Source organism: Prevotellamassilia timonensis, assembly GCF_900106785.1.
Lineage (GTDB): Bacteria > Bacteroidota > Bacteroidia > Bacteroidales > Bacteroidaceae > Alloprevotella > Alloprevotella timonensis.
The window spans coordinates 38907-65685 of record NZ_LT629841.1 but is presented as its reverse complement, the minus strand read 5'-3'; the positions used below and the strand labels follow the sequence as shown (position 1 = coordinate 65685).

Below are 26779 nucleotides of genomic sequence, written 5' to 3'. Positions count from 1 at the left end.
ACGCAGTATTTACAATAACACACACATAAATCCTTTTTATGTCAGACAATCATACTACACAGGGCAAGGCCGGCGGAATGAAGGGCCTTGCCAAGGACACCGCCATCTATGGCATGTCGAGCATAGTGGGACGTTTCCTCAACTATTTGCTTGTGCCGCTCTACACGGCCCAAATCAGTGCCGCCAGTGGCGGCTATGGCGTCATAACCAATCTGTATGCCTACACGGCCCTGCTGCTGGTTATACTGACGTATGGCATGGAAACTACCTTTTTCCGTTTCGTGAACAAGGAGTGTGAGGACCCCCGCAGGGTATATGCCACCACCCTTGCCATGGTGGGCTGCACCTCGCTGCTGTTTGTGGCCCTGGTGTTTGCCTTTATTCACCCGCTGAGTGCGGCCATGGGCTATGCCGACCACCCGGCCTATGTGTGGACCATGTTTGTAACCGTGGCCATCGATGCCTTTCAGTGCATACCCTTTGCCTACTTGCGTTACAAGAAACGCCCGCTCAAGTTTGCAGCCCTCAAACTGCTGTTCATCGTGCTCAACATCGCCCTCAACGTGGGCTACTATGTGGTGCTCAATGGCCACGACGTGGGTTATGCCTTCTACATCAATCTGGCCTGCACCGCCAGCATCACCTTCTGCTTTTACAAGGAGCTCAAGGAAGGCTTTGGCAGTGGTTTTGCCAGTTGGGCCGAAACCAAGCGCCTTGTGGGGCGCATGATGTCGTACAGCTGGCCTATATTGGTGCTGGGCATTGCTGGCATACTCAACCAAACGGCCGACAAGATACTCTTCCCCTATATATATAAAGGTAACGACGCTCACGCCCAGTTGGGCATCTATGGCGCCGCGTCGAAGATAGCCATGATCATGGCCATGATAACCCAAGCCTTCCGCTACGCCTACGAGCCCTTTGTGTTTGGCAAGGCCAAGGACAAAGACAGCCGGCAGGTGTACGCCTCGGCCATGAAGTATTTCCTTATATTCACCCTGCTCGCCTTCCTTGTGGTGGTGGGCTACATCGATGTGCTGCGCCACATCATCGGGCGCGATTATTGGCCCGGACTGCGCGTGGTGCCCATTGTGATGGCCGCCGAAATACTGATGGGCGTGTACTTCAACCTGTCGTTTTGGTACAAACTTACCGACCGCACCATCTGGGGCGCGTGGTTCTCGGGCATAGGTTGCGCCGTGCTCATAGCCGTCAATGTGATATTCGTGCCGCAGTATGGCTACATGGCTTGCGCATGGGCCGGTTTTGCCGGTTATGGCACCGCCATGCTACTCAGCTATGTTGTGGGGCAGCGCTACTATCCTATCAACTATCCGCTCAAGAGCATCGGTGTGTATGTGGCCATCGCGTTGCTGTTCTTTGTAGTGATGCAGCTGTCGGAGGCTTATGTGCCGCAAATGTGGCTGCGCCTGTTGGTCAACACCGGCTGCATTGTGCTGTTTGTGGCACATACGGTGCACTACGACTTTCCGTTGTCAAACCTGCCCGTGGTGGGCAAATACTTTAAGCGATAATGGCACACAACCAAACAACTCTGCCCTGCGGACTGCGGGTGATATATGAACACCGCCCGTCGGCCGTGCTCTACTGCGGCTATGTGGTGTGTGCCGGCACGCGCCACGAGGCTGGGGCCGACAGCGGCATGGCACACTTTATAGAGCACATGTCGTTTAAGGGCACCACGCGGCGCCGCGCCTGTCACATAACCAACGGATTGGAGCGCGTGGGCGGCGACCTTAATGCTTATACTACCAAGCAGGAGACGGTGTATTATGCCACTGTGCTGAAGCAGGACTTTGCACGTGCCGCCGACCTGCTTACCGACATCGTGTTTCACAGCACCTACCCGCAGAGCGAGATAGACAAGGAGGTGGAGGTGATATGCGACGAGATAGACAGCTACAAGGACTCGCCCGCCGAGCTCATCTTCGACGAGTTCGAGTCGATGATGTATGCCGGGCAGCCCCTTGGCCGCGACATACTGGGTTCGGCCGAGCGCCTGCGCCAGTACACCACGGCCGACGCGTGCCGCTTTGCCCGTGCCCACTACCGGCCCGACAATGCCGCCTTCTATGTGTATGGCGATGTGCCCTTCAGTCAGATTGTGCGTACGCTCAACAAGCTGCTGCCCGCCGCCACTTGCGGTGAAAGCGTGCAAAACAGCGCTCAAACCGTCAGTTTTGCGCCACCCGCCGAGCGCGTGGTGGACAAGGGCACCCACCAGGCCCACGTGCTGGTGGGCGGGCCTGCCTATGCCGGCACCGACCCCAGACGCTTTGCCCTTATCATACTCAACAACATGTTGGGCGGGCCGGGCATGAACTCGCGTCTGAACTTGTCCTTGCGCGAGAAGGCTGGCCTTGTTTACAGTGTCGATTCATATCTCAATACCTATCCCGACACCGGATTTTGGAACGTGTACTTTGGCTGCGACACCCACGATGTGAAGCGCTGCCGCCGCTTGCTCGAGCGCGAATTGTGCCGTTTCATCGACAAACCGCTCACTGCAGCACAGCTTGCAGCGGCCAAAAAACAGTTGTGCGGACAGGTCGGCATATCGACCGATGCCTCGGAAGGACATGCCCTGGCCCTTGGCAAAACCTTTGCGCACTATGGGCTGCACCGCGACATCGAGCGCATAGTAAGTGCCATCAATGCCGTAACCGCCGACGAAGTGCAGCGCGTGGCCGCCGAGGTGTATGCCCCCGACCGCCTCACCACACTCATATATTTGTAACGCCCATGCTCCAGTTGCAGTTAATCAAACAGGCCGCTTTGGCCGAGGGCTTTGCCGCTTGTGGCGTGGCACGTGCCACACGGGTGTCGGCTGCACGCGAGCACGAGTTGCGGCAGTGGCTGGCCGAGGGCTGTCATGGCGACATGGCGTATCTGGCCAACCATGTGGAGCTGAAGCTCGACCCGCGCCGCCTTGTTGAGGGGGCGCAGACGGTGGTGAGTGTGGCTGCCAACTATTATCCGGGCAATTGGGAGGCAGAGGCCGGCGCTGAGGCCGATGCAGCGCACTGCGGGCAGGCCGGAAATGCCGAAAAAGCCCGATTTCATCGTCGCAACGCCCTCCGCTTGTCGCGCTATGCCTACGGCACCGACTACCACGAGGTAGTGAAGCAGATGCTGCGCGGCATGATGCAGCGTTTGGGTCTGACCGAGGGCAAGGACGGGCGCGCTTTTGTCGACACCGCCCCGATAGACGAAAAGTATTGGGCCGAACAGTGCGGCCTTGGGTGGCGTGGACGCAACTCACAGCTCGTCATGCCCGGCATGGGCAGCTACTACTTTCTGGGCGAGCTGGTGCTGACACAGCCGGTCGATGCCTACGATGAAAAGGGCCAAAACCGTTGCGGCACGTGCCGCAGTTGCCTCGATGCTTGTCCCATGCACGCCTTGCGCGGTGACGGCACACTCGATGCCCGCCGCTGCCTGTCGTACCTCACCATTGAGCAGCGCGGCAACATTCCCGCCGAGGCACGGCACGCCATGCAGCACTGCTTTTACGGTTGCGACCGCTGTGCCGAGGCTTGTCCGTGGAACCGCCGTTTTGCGCAGCCCACCACCATAGCGCAGCTCCAGCCGCGGCAGGCCTTGCTCGACATGACACCTGCACAATGGGCCGAACTCACCCCCGAGCAATACCGCGCGCTGTTCAAGAAAAGTGCGGTGAAACGGGCAAAATTTGAGGGTGTGAAGCGTAATATAGCCGCAGCGCTCGAAAACTTTGAGCCGCTCGACAACCTATGAGTCGCCCGGCGCCCGCAGATTATTTATTGTACAGACACATATTTCTTATCGTACAGACACATATTTCAAACAATCTTTCCCCCCAACCACATGGCACGGCCGCGCACATTGAATGCAGCGCCAGCCTATGACAAGCCGCGTTGGGGCACCAATCATCTATCATTAACCCTGAACCTTATGCGTTTACCCTTACTTACATCATTGCTCCTCGTGGCCGGATCGGTACACCTGCAGGCGCAGCACAATGTGGTGTGGTTCGACCAGCCCACCTCGCTCAAGGGCCAGCAGTGCTGGTGGGGCGGCCACCCCGAAAAGTATAACAAGGCCAACAAACCCGTGCGTGCCGGCGACTCGGCAGTAAACTCCGACCACGAGTGGGAGTACCGCTCACTGCCCCTGGGCAATGGCAGCATAGGCTGCAATGTGATGGGCAGTGTGGCCACAGAGCGCTACACGCTGAATGAAAAGACACTGTGGCGCGGCGGTCCCAACACGGCCAAGGGCGCTGCCGACTATTGGAACCAGAACAAACAGTCGGCACATGTGCTCAAGGACATACGGCAGGCATTTGCCGACGGCGACTGGGACAAGGCCGCACAACTCACCACCCAAAACTTTAACAGCACCGTGCCCTACGAGGCCACAGGCGAGCCACAGTTCCGCTTTGGCTCCTTTACCACCATGGGCGAACTGACGTTTGCCACAAATATCAGCGAGCAGGGCATCAGCCACTACCGGCGTGCCCTGTCGGTTGACTCGGCTTATGCCACGGTGAGCTTTACCGCAGCCAACGGGGTGAGCTACAAGCGACAAACCTTTGTGTCGTATCCCGCCAACGTGATGGTGGTGCGCCTCACGGCCGACAAGCCCGGCCAACAGCATTTTGTGCTGAATTACGCTCCCAACCCCGTGAGTGAGGGACATTTCACTGGCGACGGCCAAAACGGGCAGATGTGCTACGTGGCACGTCTTGACAACAACCAAATGCAGTATGTGGTGCGCATCAAAGTGGTGACTAAAAACGGTACCACGCATTACAACAACGGCCAACTGGTAGTTGATGGTGCCGATGAGGCTGTAATATACCTCACGGCCGACACCGACTATGCGCCCAACTACAATCCCGACTTTGGCGATGCAAAGGCCTATGTGGGCGTAAATCCCGTGCAAACTACCGAGAGGTGGATGTCCAAAGCCGTGAAACGTGGTTACGACAAGTTGTTCGCCGAACATTACAAGGACTACGCCTCGCTCTTCAACCGCGTGCACTTTACGCTGGCTGAAGGCACTGACGCCCAGCGGCACAAGCCCACCAATGAGCGCCTGGCCGACTACCGAAAGGGCGTGGCCGACCCGCAGCTCGAAACGCTCTACTACCAGTATGGCCGCTATTTGCTCATTGCGTCGTCGCGTCCCGGCAACCTGCCTGCCAACTTGCAGGGCATGTGGCACAACAATGTGGACGGCCCATGGCGCGTGGACTATCACAACAACATCAATTTGCAAATGAACTATTGGCCGGCGCTGCCCACCAATCTGACAGAATGCACCGAACCACTCACCAAATTCATACGTCTGCTCGAAAAACCCGGTGAACGCACAGCCCGGGCCTACTGGGGCGCAAGGGGCTGGGCAGCCGGCATCTCGGCCAACATCTTCGGCTTTACAGCGCCGCTCGAGGGAGCTGACATGTCGTGGAACTACAACCCGATGGCTGCATCGTGGCTCGCCACACACCTGTGGGACTATTATGACTACACACGCGATGCCAAGTTTTTGCGTCGCACTGCTTACCCGTTGATGAAGGGCTGCGCCCTCTTCTGCGAGGACTTTCTGTGGCAAAAGCCCGGCACCGACACCCTGACGGCCGCACCCTCTACCTCGCCCGAGCACGGACCGATAGACGAGGGCACCACCTTTACCCATGCCGTGATACGCGAGATATTGGAGGACTGCATAGCAGCTGCCAATGTGCTTGGCACCGACCAGGCCGATGTGGCCCGCTGGCAAAAGATACTGCAACACCTCGCGCCCTACAAAATAGGACGCTACGGCCAACTGATGGAGTGGAGCCGCGACATTGACGACCCCAACGATGAGCACCGACACGTAAACCACCTGTTTGGTCTGCACCCGGGGCACACCATATCGCCGCTCACCACACCCGCACTGGCCAACGCCGCACGTGTGGTGCTCGAACACCGCGGCGACGGTGCAACCGGTTGGAGCATGGGTTGGAAACTCAACCAATGGGCGCGTTTGCACGATGGCAACCACTCATATATACTATACGGTAACCTGCTGAAGAATGGTACGGCCGACAATTTGTGGGACATTCATCCACCCTTCCAGATAGACGGCAACTTTGGCGGCACGGCCGGCGTAACCGAAATGCTGCTGCAGAGCCATGCCGGTTGTCTCGATCTGTTGCCCTCGCTGCCCGACGCGTGGCCTGAGGGCAGCATCAGCGGACTGCGTGCCCGTGGCAACTTTGGCGTGAGCCTGTCATGGGCGGGAGGCCAGCTCAAGCAAGCTGTTATCACCTCGGGTTCGGGCGGCATGTGCCACCTGCGTTACGGCAGCCACACGCTCGACCTGCCCACACACAAGGGCCGCAGCTACACCATCACCCTGAGCCAGGGCAAGTTGGCGTGGCGCTAAGGGTTGCCTGACTTCATCACTTTTTGTGTCGTGGAATAGCGCGCATTGAAAATTAATGAGTTACGTCATTTGATAGGGTGACGTATTAACAAAGTCTGCAAAAAAAACGCTACCACTAAACGCAAGCACTAAATGCAAGTACTAAATGCAACCTCTAAACGCAAGCACAAAACGCTACCACTAAACGCAAGCACTAATGGGGGCGACGCGTCCCGCGTCGGGCATCAAGGCAAAGGTTCACAGGCAGGCATGTAATTAGTGCTGTCTGTGAGCCTTTATTTGGTATATTGGCCTTTGCCTTAATGCCCGACGCGGGACGCGTCGCCCCCATTAGTGCTTGCGTTTAGTGGTAGCGTTTTGTGGGCGCACCCGACAAACCCTGTGGAGGGCTGTGCAGATGCTAACCCAAAAACTGAGTTGCCAAACGATACATGATTGCCCAAAAGTAGTACCTTTGCACTATGAATCAGAATGGCAATAAAAATATGTATGAGGGCCTCGCCTCATATTTCCTCCCCGAAGGAGTTCTTAAATATTTCGAGGTGACAGACTTTGCAACACAGCGTACTCTGGACAAGGATGTTCTTTACACAACAGAGCTTCACATCTATCTGGATGAGCGCGACAATCGCACACCAGACATGAAGGATTCCGTGAGCAATGGTTTTGGGGAAGAATCATGTTTACTTGACTATCCAGCCCGAGACAAGAAGGCGGTACTTCACATACGAAGAAGGCGTTGGACAATGCCGGATGGCACAACAAGAAGTGTTGACCTTGACAAGGAGTTTGAACTGAAGCATAAGGGCACTCGATACGCGAAGGACTTCGCGCTTTTTTTAAAGAGGGCGAATGGACTCTGAGACGATAACCGCTCGTCAGATTGGTTATACGTACATGATTAACAGCTCCACGTTTGCCAAAAGATACAAGGACGCCCTGAGTAACTTCGAGACGTGGGAGCAGAAGGATCACGCATCCAAGTGGATTCTTATTCCGCAAAACGTAGGTAAGGAGCAAGGCATAGACGAGACCTCCCTCCAGGGCGAACTGTACACTATCGTTCACAACAAGGATGCCCATGGTCGCAAGGGTGCAATCATAGCAGTAGTCAAGGGAACGAATCCTGCTGACGTACTGAAGGTTCTCATGCAACTACCTGCAGATAAGCGTGAAATGGTTGAGAATATCACGATGGATCTCTCAGATTGCATGCGTGTCATAGCCCGAGAGGCATTCCCTAAAGCCACAGTCATACGTGACTGCTTCCATGTCGTAAAACGCGGTGGAGAGGGCTGCGAAGAGATACGCCTGCGCCTGAAACGAAAAGCCGTAAAGGAGGCGAACAGACAGAAGGCAGAGTTTCGCAAATACCTCGAAAATCTGGCAGCGCAGAGAAAGGCTTACCGCGAGCGAATGAGGAAAAGGCATGGGAAGAACTGGAAGAAGAGCAAGCGCGGAAGAAAGCCTATGAGGCTGAACACTCGCTTTGAACCCAAAAGGCTTGAAAATGGCGAGACTCTTGTAGAGGCACAGACACGATGTCGCAAGCAATTGTCCATGAGCCGAGAGAAGTGGAGCGCAACGCAGAAAAAGCGTGCGAAGATACTTTTCGCACTCTACCCAAAACTTGAAGAAGCATACAATCTGATCAACTCCCTTAGAGCCATATTCAGAAACAAGAAACTCACAAAGGAGACTGCCAAACAGAATTTCAAGGGGTGGTATGAGAAAGTGGCTTCCTGCACTCTGCGTGAAATCAAGTCCGTACGCGATACCATCAGATTCTATGAGGATGAAATCCTGAACTACTTTGACGGACGTAAGACTAACGCTTCAGCTGAATCGTTGAACTCAAAGATCAAATGCTTTCGTGCACAAGTAAAAGGAGTCATAGACATACCATTCTTCATGTATCGTTTAGCAACAGTTTTGGGTTAGCATCTGCACGGCCTACTCCACAGGGTTTGTCGGGTGCGCCANNNNGGCGCACCCGACAAACCCTGTGGAGGGCTGTGCAGATGCTAACCCAAAAACTGAGTTGCCAAACGATACATGATTGCCCAAAAGTAGTACCTTTGCACTATGAATCAGAATGGCAATAAAAATATGTATGAGGGCCTCGCCTCATATTTCCTCCCCGAAGGAGTTCTTAAATATTTCGAGGTGACAGACTTTGCAACACAGCGTACTCTGGACAAGGATGTTCTTTACACAACAGAGCTTCACATCTATCTGGATGAGCGCGACAATCGCACACCAGACATGAAGGATTCCGTGAGCAATGGTTTTGGGGAAGAATCATGTTTACTTGACTATCCAGCCCGAGACAAGAAGGCGGTACTTCACATACGAAGAAGGCGTTGGACAATGCCGGATGGCACAACAAGAAGTGTTGACCTTGACAAGGAGTTTGAACTGAAGCATAAGGGCACTCGATACGCGAAGGACTTCGCGCTTTTTTTAAAGAGGGCGAATGGACTCTGAGACGATAACCGCTCGTCAGATTGGTTATACGTACATGATTAACAGCTCCACGTTTGCCAAAAGATACAAGGACGCCCTGAGTAACTTCGAGACGTGGGAGCAGAAGGATCACGCATCCAAGTGGATTCTTATTCCGCAAAACGTAGGTAAGGAGCAAGGCATAGACGAGACCTCCCTCCAGGGCGAACTGTACACTATCGTTCACAACAAGGATGCCCATGGTCGCAAGGGTGCAATCATAGCAGTAGTCAAGGGAACGAATCCTGCTGACGTACTGAAGGTTCTCATGCAACTACCTGCAGATAAGCGTGAAATGGTTGAGAATATCACGATGGATCTCTCAGATTGCATGCGTGTCATAGCCCGAGAGGCATTCCCTAAAGCCACAGTCATACGTGACTGCTTCCATGTCGTAAAACGCGGTGGAGAGGGCTGCGAAGAGATACGCCTGCGCCTGAAACGAAAAGCCGTAAAGGAGGCGAACAGACAGAAGGCAGAGTTTCGCAAATACCTCGAAAATCTGGCAGCGCAGAGAAAGGCTTACCGCGAGCGAATGAGGAAAAGGCATGGGAAGAACTGGAAGAAGAGCAAGCGCGGAAGAAAGCCTATGAGGCTGAACACTCGCTTTGAACCCAAAAGGCTTGAAAATGGCGAGACTCTTGTAGAGGCACAGACACGATGTCGCAAGCAATTGTCCATGAGCCGAGAGAAGTGGAGCGCAACGCAGAAAAAGCGTGCGAAGATACTTTTCGCACTCTACCCAAAACTTGAAGAAGCATACAATCTGATCAACTCCCTTAGAGCCATATTCAGAAACAAGAAACTCACAAAGGAGACTGCCAAACAGAATTTCAAGGGGTGGTATGAGAAAGTGGCTTCCTGCACTCTGCGTGAAATCAAGTCCGTACGCGATACCATCAGATTCTATGAGGATGAAATCCTGAACTACTTTGACGGACGTAAGACTAACGCTTCAGCTGAATCGTTGAACTCAAAGATCAAATGCTTTCGTGCACAAGTAAAAGGAGTCATAGACATACCATTCTTCATGTATCGTTTAGCAACAGTTTTGGGTTAGCATCTGCACGGCCTACTCCACAGGGTTTGTCGGGTGCGCCGTTTTGTGCTTGTGTTTAGTGCAAGCGTTTTGTGCTTGCATTTAGTGCTTGCATTTGATGGTAACGATACCTTTACCATACTACAAAAGCTTTACTTATCGTGCATCTTACATCTTACACTAATACGCTACAACTCGTTGACTATCAATGCTTTACTTAGTGTAAGATGCTGCAAATTCCACCTACACGCAACCTACACACCGCACACGCTGTCACACGGCACAAGCACGGGAGGAAGGTATCACGACATAGGGGAGCAGAAAAGTCTGTTGCTCCGACAGACTTTTCTACGTCCCTGTGGCGTATTATCCGCCGCATACGTCCGAATCGGCTGTGCGACAGAGGGGAGGGGTGTGTAAGATGTGTGCAGGGGTGTGTAAGATATTTTGAAATCATCTTACACTCTTGAAATATCTGTGTATCAACTTGTTACGCATAAAAAGTGTAAGATGGCAGTAAAAGCACACACATCCTTTTATATGTAGGCAGACGGGGAGGGTAGCAAATATTTGTGTACAAGTTGTACACTTATAAGTTTACATAAGATACACAAAAGACCGCTGCACGGTTGGCCACGGACTAACGTCCGGGTGGCCTAAGGAACATAAGGACTGACGCCGTAGCGAGTCGCTAACGCGGAGAATATAACTCACAAACAAAGAAACACCGCAATATCCGGACTTCGTCACTTTCTGCGCCGTTGAATGGCGCATATTGAAAATCTGTGAGCTGCGTCATTTTGTTTGGGAGATGTATTGACGAAGTCAGAAAATGCTGCTTTTGTCGTAAATAAATAGTAACTTTGCCGTCAGAAATAATAACGAAACAAACAATAGCATAAATGAGTTTACAATGCGGCATCGTGGGTCTGCCCAACGTGGGCAAGTCAACCCTGTTCAACTGCCTGAGTAATGCCAAGGCACAATCTGCCAACTTCCCCTTCTGCACCATAGAACCTAATGTGGGCGTAATAACCGTGCCCGACGAGCGTCTGACCAAACTGGCCGAACTCGTACACCCGGGCCGCATCGTGCCCACCACGGTCGAGATAGTAGACATCGCCGGTCTGGTAAAGGGCGCCTCAAAGGGTGAGGGCCTCGGCAACCAGTTCTTGGGCAATATCCGCGAAACGGACGCCATCATACATGTGCTGCGCTGCTTTGACGATGGCAACGTGGTGCACGTGGACGGCAGCGTAGACCCCGTGCGCGACAAGGAGATTATCGACACCGAGCTGCAACTCAAGGACCTTGAGACGGTGGAGAACCGCATCAAGCGCGTGGAGAAGATAGCCAAGGTGGGCGGTGACAAGAATGCCAAAGTAGAGTACGACGTGCTGCTGGCCTACAAGGCTGCCCTTGAGGAGGGCAAAAGTGCACGCAGCGTGGAGTTTGAAACCCTCGAGGAGCAGAAAGCTGCCAAAGGCTTGTTCCTGCTCACTTCAAAGCCCGTGCTCTACGTGTGCAACGTCGACGAAGGCTCGGCTGCCACAGGCAACCACTATGTAGACGAGGTGCGCGAGGCCGTGAAGGAAGAAGGCGCGGAGGTGCTGGTGCTTGCCGCACAAACCGAGGCCGACATAGCCGAACTCGAAACCTACGAGGAGCGCCAGATGTTCCTGCAAGATGTAGGGCTTGAAGAGAGTGGCTGCAACCGCCTTATCAAGGCCGCATATCACATGCTCAACTTGCAGACATTCATCACGGCCGGCGAGATGGAAGTCAAGGCATGGACCTTCCACAAGGGTTGGAAAGCCCCGCAGTGCGCCGGTGTCATACACACCGACTTTGAAAAGGGCTTTATCCGTGCCGAAGTCATCAAGTACGACGACTATATCCGCCTTGGCTCAGAAAGTGCTGTGCGCGAGGCCGGCTTGCTCCACGTCGAGGGCAAGGAATACGAGGTGCAGGACGGCGACATCATGCACTTCCGCTTTAATGTATAACCCCACAAAGTGATGGTGTGCCAACGAGAGGTGCTGTCAATGCGCCCTCCTTGGCACGCCTTTTTTCATTATGACCATTTGGAATCCGTCAATCGTGGCCTTTAGTTTAGGTCCCATCGAGGTGCGCTGGTATTCGCTGTGCTGGTGCATAGGTTTGGCGCTGGCCTATGTTGTAGTGTACAAACTCTACAAGCGCCAGGGCATACCACAGGAAAAGTTCGACCCCCTCTTTCTATACTGCTTCATAGGCATACTGGCCGGTGCCCGCCTGGGCCATTGCCTGCTTTACGAGCCAGGCTACTTTCTGAGCCACCCGCTCGAAATGCTGCTGCCCATGCACAAGATGGCCGACGGCAGTTGGAAGTTTACCGGCTATGCCGGCCTTGCCTCGCATGGTGGCACATTCGGCCTCATGATAGCCCTGTGGCTGTATGTGCGCCGCACCAAGGTAAACCTTATGCGTGTGCTCGACAACATAGCCATAGCCACCCCCATCTGCGCCTGTTTCATACGCCTGGGCAATCTTATGAACTCCGAAATTGTGGGCAAGTACACAGGCTCCGACATGGGCTTTGTGTTTGTGCAACTGCACGAAACCATGCCGCGCTATCCCGCCCAGCTGTACGAGGCCATAGCCTACTTGGTGCTGTTTGTCGTCGGCGTGCTCATCTATTTCAAGCGTCCGCAGCGCGTAGGTTCCGGCTTCTACTTTGGCTATTGCCTCACCACCATATTCGTGTTCCGCTTTGCGGTAGAATTCTTGAAAGAGGTGCAAGAGCCATGGGAACTGGCCATGCAGCACAGCATAGGTCTCGACCAAGGCCAGCTGCTCAGCATACCCTTTGTGCTCATTGGCATTTACTGCATGTGCGGAGGCAAATGGTGCAAGCGTTTTGCCGAGAAATAAGCGCACAAAATGCCCCAAAGCACCCATTTGGAGGGGAAATATGCTGAATAATGTCTAAAAATAGGCGTGCCAATAACGCATAATGCCCGTAAAAACCTTATATTTGTAGCGCAATCGCACTTTATATACTAAGATAAAACAACAATCATACGCAAATATCATGCAAAGCAAACTCTATGTATCATTAGCGTTGGCCGGCACATTGGTGCTGACCTCATGCGGCGGTTTGGGTAAACTCACTGCCGACAACTTTACCGTAACCCCTTCACCCATGGAGGCCGTGGGTGGCAAGGTGCCCGTAGTAATCAATGGCCGCTTCCCCGAGAAGTATATGAAAAAGAAGGCCGTAGTAACCGTACTCCCCGTATTACGCTATGGTTCTGATTTTGCCGACGGACAGGCTGCCACCTACCAGGGCGAAAAGGTGCAGGGCAACGACACCGAAATATCGTACAAGCTGGGCGGCAACTACACCATGCGCAACAGTTTCGACTACGTGCCTGCCATGCAGCAGAGCGAGCTTTACCTCACCTTCAAGGCCAAAGTGGGCAAGAAGGACGTAAAGATACCCGATGTAAAGGTAGCCGACGGCGTGCTCGCCACATCGGCACTCATTAGCAGCACAGCCGCTTCAACTACGCCGCAGATTGCTGCCGACAAGTACCAATATGCTATCAAGCAGACAAAGCAGGCTCAAATAAAGTACCTTATCAACCAGGCCAATATCCGCAACAGCGAAATCAAGAGCACCTCGGTGAAGGACTTTGTCAAGACACTGCGCGACATCAAGGCCGACCAAAAGGGCTACATGCTCGACAACATCGAAGTGTCGGCTTATGCCTCACCCGATGGCGGCATGAAGGTGAACACCGCTTTGGCACAAAAGCGCGAGAAAACCTCAAAGGGCTACGTCAACAAGCAGCTCAAGAGCGCCAAGCTTGATGCCGATGTCGACTCAAAGTACACTGCCGAGGACTGGGAAGGCTTCCAAGAGTTGGTAAGCCAGTCAAACATACAGGACAAGGACGTGATACTGCGTGTGCTCTCTATGTATCAGGACCCCGAGGAGCGCGAGAAGCAAATCCGCAACCTCTCGGCCGGATTTAAGGAGCTTGCCGACGAAATTCTGCCCGAGTTGCGCCGTGCCCGCATGACCATCAACTACAACATCATTGGCCGTTCCGATGACGAGATACAGGCACAGTACAAGGACGACGCCACCAAACTCTCAGTTGAGGAGTTGCTCTATGGCGCCACACTCACCGAGAACGCCAGCGAGCAGAAAGACATCTACACCACTGCCACCAAGCAATACCCCAACGACTATCGTGCCTACAACAACCTGGCCGTGTTAGCCTACCAGCAGGGCGACCTCGCCACCGCAAAGAGCTATCTTGACAAGGCTGAGGCCATCGACGGCAAGTCGGCCGAGGTTAATGCCAACAAGGCATTGGTAGCCCTGGCCGAGGGCAAGAGCGCTGAGGCTAAGGACTACTTGATGAAGGCCACCGCATCGCCTAACTACAACGAGGTGCTTGGCAATTTGCAGGTAGCAGCAGGCAACTATGCACAGGCTGCACAGTGCTTGAAAGGTGTAAATTCAAACTCTGCCGCCCTGGCCCAGCTGCTCAACAAGGATTATGCCGAAGCCAGCAAAACACTTGCCAAGGTAGCACGTCCCGATGCCACCACAAGCTACCTCAAAGCCATTGTGGCAGCACGCAGCGGACAGGATAGCAGCGTGTTGAGCAACCTGAAGGACGCCTTTGCCAAGGACAGCTCTCTCAAACAGCGCGCTGCCAAGGACTTGGAGTTCGCCACCTTGTTCAACGACGCTACCTTCCAGAGCTTGGTAAAGTAACCAGGTGCTGCATCGACATGCACACTTTGACATACGTACAATCATAGTTGCAGCCCCTCAACCTGAACGCACGCCCACAGGCGGCACAGGACGAGGGGCTGTATCGTTTTAAGAAGAACGAAACTCACATCACAACGCAATACCTAACACGCAATAGACATGAACAAGCTATACACCCTTCTGTTACCAGTCGTGGCCCTGCTGCTCCTTGCAGCCTGTGGCCCCGCCAAGGACCGCGTGCGCATCGAAGGCACCCTCAGTGGCGTAAACGATGCCGAGTTCTACGTGTACAGCGAGGACGGCGCATTCGACGGTATCGACACCATACGCATCTCCGACGGCAAGTTTACCTACGAGCGCAAGTTGTCGGCCCCCGCAGTGCTCACGCTGCTCTACCCCAACTTTACGCAGACCTATATTGTGGCCGAGCCAGGCCATACTGTCAAGATGAAAGGCGATGCCTCCAAAATTGGTGAGTCGCAGATAACCGGCACCGAGCAAAACGAACTGCTGAGCGACTTCCGCACCAAGCACAGCAACGATCCTGCCAACATGCAGAAACTGGCCGCAGCACAATTTGTGCGTGAGAATGCCAACACACTGGCTGCTGTGGCCGTGTTCCGCAAATACTTTGCCAACCAGCAAAACCCCGATGCCGCCATGGCGCTCAAACTGCTTGATGTGTTGAAAAAGGCACAGCCCAAGGAGCGTGCCGTGACCTATGTCGACAACTTTTTCCGTCCCATCTTCCAGAACGGCCTTGGGCAGCAACTGCCCGACTTTACTGCCGAGGCCATTGACGGCCGCAAAGTCAGTGCTTCGGCCTATCGCGGCAAGCGCCTCGTCATAGCTTGTGTGGGCAGTTGGCAGAGCGACAGCCGCCCCATGCTCGTGCAGCTGCGTCGCAAATTGCGCACCCTTGGCGGCAAGTGGCAGTGCCTGGTGGTGTCGCTTGATGTCGACCGCGAAATGATGCGCGCCAATCTGCAGGCCGACTCCATACAGTGCCCCATCATTTGCGACCGCCAAGCCTTTGAGTCGCCCCTTGTCAAGCAGCTCGGTCTGCACTATGTGCCCTCGCTCATGCTCGTCGACGAGCAAGGCCGCATCATACAGCGCGATGTAACCAAGGTAGACGACGCGCAATTGTAAATAGCACACTCAAGTTTCGGATTTAGCAAGGGCGGGCTGAAAGCCCAATGGAGCACACAGCCCAGGGCAAGCGAAGCGGCACCCTGGGTATCGTGTGTCGGAGCAGTCGCGCCCTGTAAGGGCAAAAGCTTTAAGACCTGGCGCAGGTATTGAAAAAATATATATACGATGTTCCGCTTTAAGACCGCTAAATCAGCTGTCAAGCAGGGATAACAACATAAAGGGTTAAAGCTTTTGCCCTTACAGGGCGCGGAGACTCTACCATGCGGGAACCCCAGGGTGTCGCTTCGCTTGCCCTGGGCTGTGTGTTCCATTGGGCTTTCAGCCCGCCCTTGTTAAATCCGAAACTTCATAACAATATATGCCCGTTAACCCACTCACCCCGTCAACCCATCAGTAAGCATGTTAACCACCATACACACCTCAGCCGTCAATGGCATGGCCGCCATGCCCGTGTTTTTAGAGGTCAATGCCAACGAGATACATTCGCAAGAGGACCGCACCATATTCTTTATGGTGGGGCTTCCCGACAATGCCGTGCGCGAGAGCAAACTGCGCGTTGAGAGCGCCTTGCAAAACAGTGGTTTCCAGCTGCCTTTGCGCGAGAAGTACACCATCAACTTTGCCCCCGCCGATGTGCGCAAGGAAGGTTCGGGCTACGACCTGCCCTTGGCCATAGGCATGCTGGCCTCGTTAGGCCGCCTGCCGTCCGACAAACTCGGCCGCTACGTGTTTGTGGGCGAGCTCGGCCTCGATGGTTCGGTGCGCCCCGTCAAGGGTGCCTTGTCCATAGCCATCAAGGCCCGCGAGCAAGGTTTCGAAGCCCTGTTTGTGCCAAAGGAAAACGAGCGCGAAGCCGCGGTGGTCAACAAGCTCAAGGTGTATGGCGTTGAAAGTTTGCTGCAGGTGGTAGCCTTTCTGCAAGGCAAGTTAACCCTGCAGCCCACCATTGTCAACACGCGTGAGGAGTTCTATGCCGCCCAAGCCACCATGGGCGACGACTTTGCCGATGTCAAGGGCCAGGACACCGTAAAACGTGCCTTCGAGGTGGCTGCGGCGGGCGGTCACAACATCATACTGATAGGCGCCCCCGGTTGTGGCAAGAGTATGATGGCCAAGCGCGTGCCCTCAATTCTGCCCCAGCTCACGCTTTCGGAGAGCCTTGAAACCACGCAAATTCACTCCATAGCCGGCAAGTTGGGCGTCACCACCTCACTCATAGCCCGCCGCCCCTTCCGTGCGCCCCATCACACCATATCCGACGTGGCCCTCATTGGCGGTGGCAGCACCTACAAGCCCGGCGAGATAAGTTTGGCACACAACGGCGTGCTGTTCCTCGACGAGCTGCCCGAGTTTTCGCGCACCGCACTCGAAACGCTGCGCCAGCCGCTTGAAGACCGCCAGATAACCATATCGCGTGCCAAGTACACCTCAACCCTTCCGTGCTCCTTCATGCTCGTGGCCTCGATGAACCCCTGTCCGTGCGGCTACTACAACGACCCGCACCATGCCTGCACCTGCTCGCCCGCACAGGTGCAGCGCTACATGAGCAAAATATCGGGTCCGCTGCTCGACCGTATCGACATACAAATAGAGGTGGCCCCCGTGTCGGTGAGCGAGCTGGCCCATGCGCCCAAGGGCGAGTCGAGTGCCGACATACGGCAGCGCGTGGTAGCCGCCCGTGCCATACAAACCGAGCGTTACAAGGATGAGCCTGGTGTGCACTGCAATGCCCAAATGTCGCGCAGCATGCTCGAGCGCCATGCCCGCCTCGACGATGAGGCATCGGCCACCCTGTCGCGTGCCATGAAGCGGCTCGACCTTTCGGCCCGCGCCTACGACCGCATTCTCAAGGTGGCGCGCACCATAGCCGACCTTGCCGCCTCGCCCGACATACGTTCGGAGCACATTAAGGAGGCCATTGGCTACCGCAACCTCGACAGGGCAGGGTGGGGCGAGTGAAAGGACGGTCGCGCAGTTGTCTCTGAAACGCAAGCACAAAACGCTACCTCTAATGGGGGCGACGCGTCCCGCGTCGGTTTTTTCGGCAGCCTCGAGATGCGGTAAAATGCAATGTTCATGCACTAAATAAAGGCTCACAGACAGCATTAATTACATGCCTGTCTGTGAGCCTTTTTCTTAATTCCGACGCGGGACGCGTCGCCCCCATTAGAGCGCAATGCCCTGACACAACAGTCCTTTACATGGCTTCAAATTTGCTTTTTAACCTGTAAATCTGATAGAAAACGCAAGCACTAATGGGGGCGACGCGTCCCGCGTCGGTTTTTTTCAGCAGCCTCGAGACGCGGTAAAATGCAATGTTCATGCACTAAATAAAGGCTCACAGACAGCACGAATTACACGCCTGTCTGTGAGCCTTTGCCTTCAATCCTGATGCGAGACGCGTCGCCCCCATTAGAGCGCAATGCCCTGACACAACAGTCCTTTACATGGCTTCAAATTTGCTTCTTAACCTGTCAATCTGATAGAAAACGCAAGCACTAATGGGGGCGACGCGTCCCGCGTCGGTTTTTTCAGCAGTCTCGAGACGCGGTAAAATGCAATGTTCATGCACTAAATAAAGGCTCACAGACAGCACGAATTACATGCCTGTCTGTGAGCCTTTGCCTTCAATCCCGACGCGAGACGCGTCGCCCCCATTAGAGGTAGCGTTTTGTGCTTGCGTTTGGTGCTTGCGTTTAGTGCTTGCGTCCGTTCGAATGTTAACGTTTTACCAGTCAGTTTCCTTTGCCAGAATGGCAAACAAGTTGATATAATAACAAAAGAGCATTTGAACTTTGTTATATAGAAGCAGTAATTGTGAGTATAAACAGGTTTTCAAAGTTAGTAGATATGAACACCCGCTTACTAACTTATTACACCGCCAGCCCCATGTTGTAGGCTTCGTGCAGTTTGGGGTTGCCCTCGATGGTGCGCGGTCCTCCAACCCCACTGCAGAACAGCGTGCCTGCCAGCTGGCACTTGGGGTAGCAGTCAGTCCAGCCCGTCAGTCCCGCCTCGGCGCGTTGCGGCACTTCGGGGCCGTCCTCGGCCGCCGTGGTGAGCAAGTAAACATCGCGAAATTTGTAGTCGAGAGCGAACATGGCGTTCATGCGGTCAATCAGCACCTTCATTTGTCCGCTCATCTCGTAGTAGTAGATGGGGGTGGCCCAGCACACCACGTCGGCCTCAAGCACTTGCTGCATGATGGCATTGGCATCGTCGTTGATAACGCAGCGACCAAGCTTTTGGCAGGCCAGACAGCCTCGGCAAAAGGCAATGTCCTTGTCCGCAAGTGTAATTTTTGTTACCTCGTGCCCGGCAGTGCGGGCACCTTCGGCAAATTGGTTGGCCAGCATGTCGCTGTTTGACCCCATGCGCAGGCTGGTTGATATGACTATTACTTTTTTCATTCTTGTCCTAAGTTTATATGGGTGGTTCTAAAAATTCTGTTGTAGAGTTCTGCTATTCTGAAATGTGATTTGCACGCTCTCGAAAGTGTCTTTTTGAAAGTTTGTTCGGTCACATAGCCCGCTATGCTCCCTCACGAACTTTCAAAAATACACTTCCGATAGCGTACAAATCCCTATTTCAGAATTATTAGAACCACCCATATGTGAGTTAATGAGTGGGCGTTTGCGCCTTATTCTGGCAGTTTGTTATATTCCTCGTCCGTCACAGGTTCGAGCCATTCGTTGGGAGCAGAGCCAGGTTGTGAGTTCTCTACAGCCACGTGGGTGGCAATGTGTTGGAACCACGAGTGCTTTTGAGCACCGTGCCAGTGCTTCACGCCCTCGGGAATGTCAATCACGTCGCCCGCCTCAAGCGCGATGGCCGGCTTGCCCCACTCCTGGTACCAACCCTTGCCAGACACACAAATAAGAATTTGGCGTGCGCCGTGGTGAATGTGCCAGTTGTTGCGGCAGCCCGGTTCAAAGGTCACGTTGCTCATGGGTAGTACGGTTTGTTCGCCTTGCTCAATGTTTTTGGGTGTGAGGGCAGCCAGATGGCTGTTGCCCGTAAAGTATTGGGCGTAGGCCGTGTTGGGACTGCCAACGGGGAAGGATAGTGGTTCGTTAACGCTGTCGGTGTGAGCAGTAGTGTCAGCGTCATTGTCGGTCCACACCTCCTTGGCCAGGTTAAAGGCAGCCCAAGCTTTGGGCCAGCCGGCGTAAAAGGCCATGTGGGTGATGGCCTCGGCTATTTCGGTGCGGGTGATGCCATTGTTTTTGGCGGACTGCAAGTGATACTTGAGCGAGCTGTCGGTGATGCCCTGGCTGATGAGCGATGTGATGGTGACCAAACTGCGGTCACGCAGCGAAAGCAAGTCGTTGCGGCTCCACACCTCGCCAAAGAGTATGTCGTCGTTGAGGTGTGCAAATTCGGGTGCGAACTCGCCCAGTTGGGTGCGTCCGGCTGTTTGTACAATCTTTTTTTGTGCCATGATGTGTGTGGTAGTGATTGCCATGATGATGAGCAATCCTGTCTTTTTAATAAAGCGTGTCATGCTGTTTTGCGGTATTCGCTGGGTGTTTTGCCTGTTTTGGTCTTGAAGAAACGCACAAAATGTTGCGGATATTCAAAGCCAAGTTGGTGGCTCACTTGTGCAATGCTCAGGGTGTCGTCGGAGAGCAGTTGCATGGCGGCGCGCAGCAGGCGATCGTTAATAAAGTCCTTGGCCGTGCGCCCCGTTTCGGTCTTGACCAGCTCGCCAAAGTACTTTGGCGAGTAGCAACATTGGTCGGCAAAGTAAGCCACGGTAGGCAAACCTTGCAGGTGGGCTTGGTCGGTCATGTAGTGGTCGAGCAGGTTAATAAACTTCTTGACGGTGGCGTGGTTAATTTCCTCGCGTGTGATGAACTGCCGGTCGTAAAAGCGCAGACAGTAGTTGAGCAGCAGTTCGATGTTGCTCACAATAAGCTCGCGCGAGTGCTTGTCGATGCTGCGTTGCAGCTCTTGGTTAATCATGTTGAGCACGCCTCGGAATATGTTTATTTCTGCCGCCGACAGGTGCAGGGCTTCGTTCGACGTGTAGTCAAAGAACTCGTAACGGCTGATGTTACGCCCCAGTTGTGTACGGTTGAGTAAGTCGGGGTGGAACACTATGGCCGTCCATTTGGGCACTTCCACCTCGGGATTGGGTTCTACGTGTATTGACTGGCCGGGTGCAAAACTCGTCACCGTCATTTCGTCAAAGTCGTAGGGCGTGCGGCCGTATGACAATTTGCACCCTTTGTTCTCTTTAAGGAAGAGGGCATAGAGTGCGTAGTGAAATACCGACTCCTCAATTTTATGCGTTTTGTCGCAGCGTACAACACTCACTAAAGGGTGGCGTGTGGGCAACCCGTAATAGTCGTTGAAGTCTTGAACAGTGTTGAATGTTATTTCGTGCATGGCTTGTGTTGTTTGTGATGGGGTTATGGGGTTCTGAGGTTATGGGGTTATAAGGTTATAAAGTAACCTCTGCGTGTTGAGCAAGCAATGGTAATCTTTTAACCCTCTAACCCCCTAACCCTTATAACCCTCTAACCTCCTAACCCTCTAACCCCTCCATAACGTCCTCCACAATTTGTTCGTCGAGCAGGCGGTTGTCGGCCAGCAGCTCGTTGGCGTCGAAGCGGTCGTAAAGCCCCTTTTTGATGCCGCCCACGAGCACCCTCATGCTCGAAGTGCCGTAGAACGAGGCAATGCGCTCACCAAAACCACCGTCCTTGCAACCGTCCTCGAGCGTGACAACAAGCTGGTGGTCAGCCTTGAGGCCGTTGAGCGTGTCGGCATCTACAGCGTGCAGGTATCGCGGGTTGATAAGCGTGGCGTCGATACCCTTGTCGGCCAACAGACGTGCCACACGCTCACCCTTCTGGTAGAACGAACCAGCGGCAATGATAGCCACCCTGCTGCCGCGGTGCATCACCTTGTAGTTTGGCTCGTAGCCATATTCTGTGTCGACGGGGGCGGTGGCATGGTGCACCCCGTTGGTAGGCACGCGCAGCGCAATGGGCATTTTGTCCTGCGCAATGGCCCAGCGCAGCATGGCAAAGTACTCCTCGCAGTTGGTTGGAGCCAGATAGATGAGGCCCGGAATGCTGCACAGCATGGGAATGTCGAACAAGCAGATGTGCGTGATGTCATTCATGGAGTTGACACCGCCGCCTACCACGTTGATAACGGCCGGGTTGGCGTTGATGCAAATGTCCTGTGCTATTTGGTCGTAGGTGCGTTGTATGAAAGTGCTGTACACCGTCCACACGGGGTGCAGTCCGCCCTTGGCCATGCCCGAAATCATGGCCGCTGCCTGCTCCTCGGCAATGCCCATGTCGATGTGTTGCTTGCCCGCCAGTTTGCGTTTCTCGGGAGTGAAGCCCGCAGCCGCAGGTGTGCCGGCTGTAACGGCAATGAGTGTGGGGTCGTGCTTCATTTCGTTCAGCATCCAGTCGCTGAACAGTTCCTCGTAGGTTTCGACAGCCGGTTTGGGTGGGCGGCTACCGTCCAGACGGTTGAAGGGCAAGCACCAGTGCCATGCCTCCTTGTTGGCCACGGCGGGTGCAAAGCCATGTCCCTTTTCGGTGTGAATGTGCACCACGGTAGGTTTGTCGGTGCCCTTCACACTTTCAAACACCTTGATAAGCTTTTCAATGTCGTTGCCCTCCTCCAGGTATTTGTATTCAAAGCCCCATGCCTTGAACCAGTTGTGCGCATAGGTGCCGTTGCTCTCGCGCAGCGCCCGCAGATTTTTGTAGATGCCGCCGTGGTTCTCGGCAATCGACATCTCGTTGTCGTTCACCACAATGATGATGCCCGTGCCCAGCTCTGAAGCCTCGTCAAGTCCCTCAAAAGCCTCGCCGCCCGAGAGCGAGCCGTCGCCAATGATGGCAATGATGTTCTCGTCGGTGCCCTTGATGTCGCGCGCCTTCTGCAGTCCGGTGGCCAGACTGATAGAAGTAGAGGTGTGTCCCACCTCAAAGTTGTCGTACTCCGGGCATTCGGCGGGAGATGAGTAGCCCGAAATGGCGTTCATGTCGTTGATGCTGCCCATAAAACCTGCGGCGCGTCCGGTGAGCACCTTGTGCGGGTAACACTGGTGGCTCACGTCGAACACCAGTTTGTCCTTAGGCGCGTCGAACACATAGTGCAGCGCCACGGTGGCCTCGACAAAACCAAGGTTAGGCCCCACGTGTCCACCATGTTGGCTCACGCGGTTGAGCACGGCATTGCGCGTTTCGTCGGCCACAATTTGCAGTGCTTTGATGTCCAGCCCTTTCAAGTCGGCTGGTGATTTGATCTTTTCGATATACATGGTTGCGGTAAAGTTTGATGGGTTTGTATTCGTGTTGCAAAGATACTTATACTATGGATATTGTGGCAATACCTTTAATACGGAAGATTTTACCACAAATACAACTTTAGCCGTTTGTTGGGCGAGCAAGAGCGTGCTTATGGTAAAAAGTGGCAGTTGCTCCAAACAAAACACGCGGCACAATGTTACTACTCGGCCTTTTTTGTGTAAGTTTGCAAATTGGTAGCCCCGTGTTGTGGCGGCTGCCAGAATATGTAAGAAATAATATAGCAACCTCAAATCAAGCATCATGCAATCGCTATTGCCCAGCAAACCGCAGCATTATGTGTGGCCCCTGGCCGCCCTGTGCGTGATAACCCTGTTTTTGTTTTTAGGCGACACCCTGTTCAACACCCGCGGCGAACCGCGCGAGGCCGTTGTGGCCCTGTCGATGCTGAAGGAGGGCAACTGGGTGCTACCCATCAACAATGGTGTGGACATGGCCTACAAGCCCCCCTTCTTTCACTGGCTTGTGGCACTCTGCTCGCTGCCCATAGGCCATGTGACCGAGTACACGGCACGCATGCCGTCGGCCATAGCCGCCACGGTGATGGTGCTGGCCGGCTTCAGGTTCTTTCAGCAGCGCCAAGGCACGGCAGTGGCCATGCTGATGGCCGTTGTGACGCTGGGCAGCTTTGAGGTGCACCGTGCGGCAGTGGCCTGCCGCGTAGACATGGTGCTCACCTGCATGATGGTGCTGTCGCTCTACACCTTGTATATATGGGTGGAGCGCGGCATGAAAGGCATTCCGCTGTGGGGCGTGCTGTGCTTGAGTGCGGCCTTTCTGAGCAAAGGCCCCGTAGGAATGGGGCTGCCCTGTGTGGTAGTGGCCGTGTTTGCGTGGCTCAGGGGGCATGGCTTTTGGCGTGTAACGTGGCGCATGGCCCTGGTGGGCGTGTTGGCCCAGGTGCTGCCGGCAGCCTGGTATGTGGCCGCCTGGCGCGAGGGCGGCGACCGCTTTCTGCACCTTGTGTATGAGGAGAATGTGCTGCGTCTGCTCGGTCGCATGACCTACGAGAGCCATGTCAACCCGTGGCACTACAATGTGCTGACCCTCGTGACCGGCTTTGTGCCCTACACATTGCTCATGCTCATGTCGCTGCCCGTGTTGCCGTGGCGCAAGCTCAAGCCCTGGCTCGGAAGCCCTGCCCAATGGTGGACACGGCTCAAGGCGTGGGTAAAGGGTATGGACGATGCCCGGCTGTTTGCCCTGCTCAGTGCGGTGATAATATTTGTGTTCTACTGCATACCCAAGAGCAAGCGCAGTGTGTACTTGCTGCCCGTATATCCGTTTGTGGCCTACTACATGGCCGAGTATTTGCTGTGGCTGCGCCACAACCACCGCCGTGTGCTCGATGCCTTTGGGTGGGTGCTGACGGCAGTGGCCTTGGTGCTCACATTGGCCTTCTGGGCCATCAGGCTTGGCCTTGTGCCCACCGAACTTGTGGCGGGCGGACATGGCGGCCCCCAAAATGTGGCCATGCTCACCGCCTTGCAACACACGCCATACACCCCCATGCTGCTTGTAACCGTGATGATGCCGCTCATAGGTGTGGCCATATTTATGCGTCACCGCCGCATGCTGCCGCTGACCAGTGTGGTGATATTGGTGTTTGCCCTATACTTTGGGCTTGATGGCGCCTACCAGCCCATTGTGCTCAACACCAAGAGCGACAAGCCGCAGGCCGACTACATAGCGCGCATGGCCCCCACGGGCACCATATATTCGTATCGCACCGATGTGACACCGGGCAACCCGATGCACCCGTTTACGCTGAACTTTTACCTTGGCGACCGCATAGCTCCCATCGAAGCCTCAAAGCCCATGCCGTGCAGCGGACTGCTGGTGGTGGGCAATGACGAGATAGAGACTTTTAAGCAGCAATATGCAGGGCTGTATAAAGTGCAGCTTGTGCAGGACTTTGACCATCGCAGTTGCGACGACCACAAGATGCTGAAACTCTATCGTTTTGAAACGCTTCCGGGCCATCTCTGACCCACTCCCTTGTGCGCTCATTGCACACTGGCCTATTCGTAAGTAATGATGTCCATGCAAAATCATAAGCATACAGCCGCCCAAGCCTTTCGCTTTGTGCTGGTAGGCATATTTGCCACGGCGCTGCACTACGGCATATACCTGTTGTTGCGCTGCGCCATACAGATAGATGTGGCCTACACCATAGGCTATGTGTTGAGCTTTCTGGCCAACTTTTATTTGACGGCACGTTTCACCTTCCGCACTGCACCCTCGTGGCGCCGCCTTGTGGGCATGGGGGGAGCGCATGGCGTGAACTATGTGTTGCACATGGTGCTGCTCAACCTGTTTTTGTGGCTTGGCGTGCCACCGGCTCTGGCACCGCTGCCGGTGTTTGCCGTGGCCGTGCCGGTAAACTTTATACTGGTGAAGGTGGTGTTTAAGAACAATAGGACACAGGTTGACGGGTTGACAAGTTAACGGGTAAGTTTGTCAAGCTCTTAAGTATCTTGCCCGTCTTACTTTAACATAATAAGTAGCGTAGAGCATACTTACTTGTTAATCCGTTACCCCGTTACCCCAATCTCCCCATTACCCCAAAAACTGCTAAATATGACCCTTTCGATAATAGTACCCTGTTACAATGAGGAAGCTGTTCTGCACGAAACCAATGCGCGGCTCACCGATGTGATAAAACGCATGGAGGCCAAGGCGCTGATAGACCACGGGCGCATCATGTACGTCAACGATGGGAGTGCCGACCGCACTTGGCAGATTGTAGGAGAACTGGCTCAGGCCGACCAACACGTGGGCGGCTTGTGTCTGGCCCACAACGTGGGACACCAGCAGGCATTGTGGGCGGGCCTTGAATGGGCCGCGGCACACAGCGATGCTGCCATAAGCATTGACGCCGATCTGCAGGACGATGTGGAGGCCATACCGCAAATGGTGGAGCTGTGGCTGCACGGCGCCGATGTGGTGTATGGTGTAAGGCGCGAACGCAAGACCGACACGTGGTTTAAGCGTACCACGGCACAGAGTTTCTACCGCCTGATGCGCGTGATGGGAAGCGAGGTGGTGTACAACCATGCCGATTTCAGACTCATGAGCCGACGTGCCCTGCAAGCCTTGATGGCTTACCCGGAGCGCAACCTCTTTTTGCGCGGCATGGTGGCACAGTTGGGGTTCAACACCGCATCGGTTTATTACGATCGTGCAGAGCGCTTTGCCGGTGAATCGAAGTATCCGCTGACCAAGATGCTTGGCTTTGCGCTCGATGGCATCACCTCGTTCTCGGTGCGCCCCTTGCAGTATATTACTTACCTGGGGGCCGTGTTTATGCTCATCTCGATATGTGCCATTGTTTACGGCATTGTGTCGTACGTTGAGGGCCGCACCATAGCGGGCTGGACCTCGCAGCTGGTGAGCATCTGGTTTATAGGCGGCGCCATACTGCTGGCCTGTGGCATCATAGGCGAATATGTGGGTAAGATATACACCGAGGTGAAACGTCGCCCACGCTACTTTATACAGAAGACGGCTGGCCATGAACTAAGTTAG

Annotated in this window: 20 protein-coding genes; 16 read left to right on the top strand and 4 right to left on the bottom strand. The window is 54.4% G+C overall.

Annotated features, from left to right (window positions below):
* The first annotated feature begins 38 nt into the window (after positions 1–38).
* From BQ5453_RS02190 to BQ5453_RS02130, 13 genes are all read left to right on the top strand, one after another.
* Entirely contained in the window at positions 39–1535 is a 1497-nt protein-coding gene (locus BQ5453_RS02190; RefSeq protein ID WP_235860009.1) for an oligosaccharide flippase family protein, read from the top strand.
* Positions 1535–2758, top strand: coding sequence for a M16 family metallopeptidase (locus tag BQ5453_RS02185; protein ID WP_071121957.1), 1224 nt, complete (start codon positions 1535–1537; stop codon positions 2756–2758). The genes BQ5453_RS02190 and BQ5453_RS02185 overlap by 1 nt, the downstream gene beginning before the upstream one ends.
* Before the next feature lie 5 nt (positions 2759–2763).
* Positions 2764–3777: a tRNA epoxyqueuosine(34) reductase QueG gene (gene queG, locus BQ5453_RS02180; RefSeq protein ID WP_071121956.1), complete on the top strand. Its 1014-nt coding sequence runs from the start codon at positions 2764–2766 to the stop codon at positions 3775–3777.
* Positions 3778–3954: 177 nt separating this feature from the next.
* Positions 3955–6438, top strand: a complete 2484-nt coding sequence (locus tag BQ5453_RS02175) for a glycoside hydrolase family 95 protein (RefSeq protein WP_071122081.1) — start codon at positions 3955–3957, stop codon at positions 6436–6438.
* 485 nt (positions 6439–6923) lie between these two features.
* Positions 6924–7301 carry an ISAon1 family transposase N-terminal region protein gene (locus BQ5453_RS02170; RefSeq protein ID WP_143033257.1) on the top strand — a complete coding sequence of 126 codons (378 nt, stop codon included), beginning with the start codon at positions 6924–6926 and terminating at the stop codon, positions 7299–7301.
* A 34-nt stretch (positions 7302–7335) separates the two neighbouring features.
* Positions 7336–8379: a transposase gene (locus BQ5453_RS02165; RefSeq protein WP_074027632.1), complete on the top strand. Its 1044-nt coding sequence runs from the start codon at positions 7336–7338 to the stop codon at positions 8377–8379.
* Between the two features lie 168 nt (positions 8380–8547).
* Positions 8548–8925: an ISAon1 family transposase N-terminal region protein gene (locus BQ5453_RS02160; RefSeq protein WP_143033257.1), complete on the top strand. Its 378-nt coding sequence runs from the start codon at positions 8548–8550 to the stop codon at positions 8923–8925.
* Positions 8926–8959: 34 nt separating this feature from the next.
* A complete protein-coding gene (locus BQ5453_RS02155) occupies positions 8960–10003 on the top strand; it encodes a transposase (protein WP_074027632.1) in 1044 nt (347 codons plus the stop codon).
* An 881-nt stretch (positions 10004–10884) separates the two neighbouring features.
* The gene (gene ychF, locus BQ5453_RS02150; RefSeq protein WP_022101169.1) at positions 10885–11988 is read left to right on the top strand and encodes a redox-regulated ATPase YchF; all 1104 of its coding nucleotides are present in this window, start codon (positions 10885–10887) and stop codon (positions 11986–11988) included.
* A gap of 70 nt (positions 11989–12058) precedes the next feature.
* Positions 12059–12895: a prolipoprotein diacylglyceryl transferase gene (gene lgt, locus BQ5453_RS02145; RefSeq protein WP_071121955.1), complete on the top strand. Its 837-nt coding sequence runs from the start codon at positions 12059–12061 to the stop codon at positions 12893–12895.
* Between the two features lie 160 nt (positions 12896–13055).
* Positions 13056–14756, top strand: coding sequence for a TPR end-of-group domain-containing protein (locus BQ5453_RS02140; protein WP_071121954.1), 1701 nt, complete (start codon positions 13056–13058; stop codon positions 14754–14756).
* Between the two features lie 159 nt (positions 14757–14915).
* Complete coding sequence (locus BQ5453_RS02135; protein WP_071121953.1) at positions 14916–15908, top strand: DUF4369 domain-containing protein; 993 nt, start codon at positions 14916–14918, stop codon at positions 15906–15908.
* Positions 15909–16310: 402 nt separating this feature from the next.
* Positions 16311–17870, top strand: a complete 1560-nt coding sequence (locus BQ5453_RS02130) for a YifB family Mg chelatase-like AAA ATPase (RefSeq protein WP_071121952.1) — start codon at positions 16311–16313, stop codon at positions 17868–17870.
* A 914-nt stretch (positions 17871–18784) separates the two neighbouring features.
* Here BQ5453_RS02130 and BQ5453_RS02125 read toward each other — a convergent pair.
* From BQ5453_RS02125 to BQ5453_RS02110, 4 genes are all read right to left on the bottom strand, one after another.
* Entirely contained in the window at positions 18785–19321 is a 537-nt protein-coding gene (locus tag BQ5453_RS02125; protein ID WP_071121951.1) for a flavodoxin family protein, read from the bottom strand.
* 230 nt (positions 19322–19551) lie between these two features.
* Entirely contained in the window at positions 19552–20403 is an 852-nt protein-coding gene (locus tag BQ5453_RS02120; RefSeq protein ID WP_394365334.1) for a carboxymuconolactone decarboxylase family protein, read from the bottom strand.
* Positions 20404–20411: 8 nt separating this feature from the next.
* Positions 20412–21302: a helix-turn-helix domain-containing protein gene (locus BQ5453_RS02115; protein ID WP_071121950.1), complete on the bottom strand. Its 891-nt coding sequence runs from the start codon at positions 21300–21302 to the stop codon at positions 20412–20414.
* Positions 21303–21441: 139 nt separating this feature from the next.
* Complete coding sequence (locus BQ5453_RS02110; RefSeq protein ID WP_071121949.1) at positions 21442–23205, bottom strand: 1-deoxy-D-xylulose-5-phosphate synthase; 1764 nt, start codon at positions 23203–23205, stop codon at positions 21442–21444.
* 289 nt (positions 23206–23494) lie between these two features.
* Between BQ5453_RS02110 and BQ5453_RS02105 the strand changes: the two genes are divergently transcribed.
* From BQ5453_RS02105 to BQ5453_RS02095, 3 genes are all read left to right on the top strand, one after another.
* Positions 23495–25240 (top strand): ArnT family glycosyltransferase, encoded by a 1746-nt coding sequence (locus BQ5453_RS02105; RefSeq protein ID WP_071121948.1) that lies wholly within the window; start codon positions 23495–23497, stop codon positions 25238–25240.
* Between the two features lie 48 nt (positions 25241–25288).
* Positions 25289–25699 carry a GtrA family protein gene (locus BQ5453_RS02100; RefSeq protein WP_394365333.1) on the top strand — a complete coding sequence of 137 codons (411 nt, stop codon included), beginning with the start codon at positions 25289–25291 and terminating at the stop codon, positions 25697–25699.
* A gap of 132 nt (positions 25700–25831) precedes the next feature.
* Positions 25832–26779, top strand: coding sequence for a glycosyltransferase family 2 protein (locus BQ5453_RS02095; protein ID WP_071121947.1), 948 nt, complete (start codon positions 25832–25834; stop codon positions 26777–26779).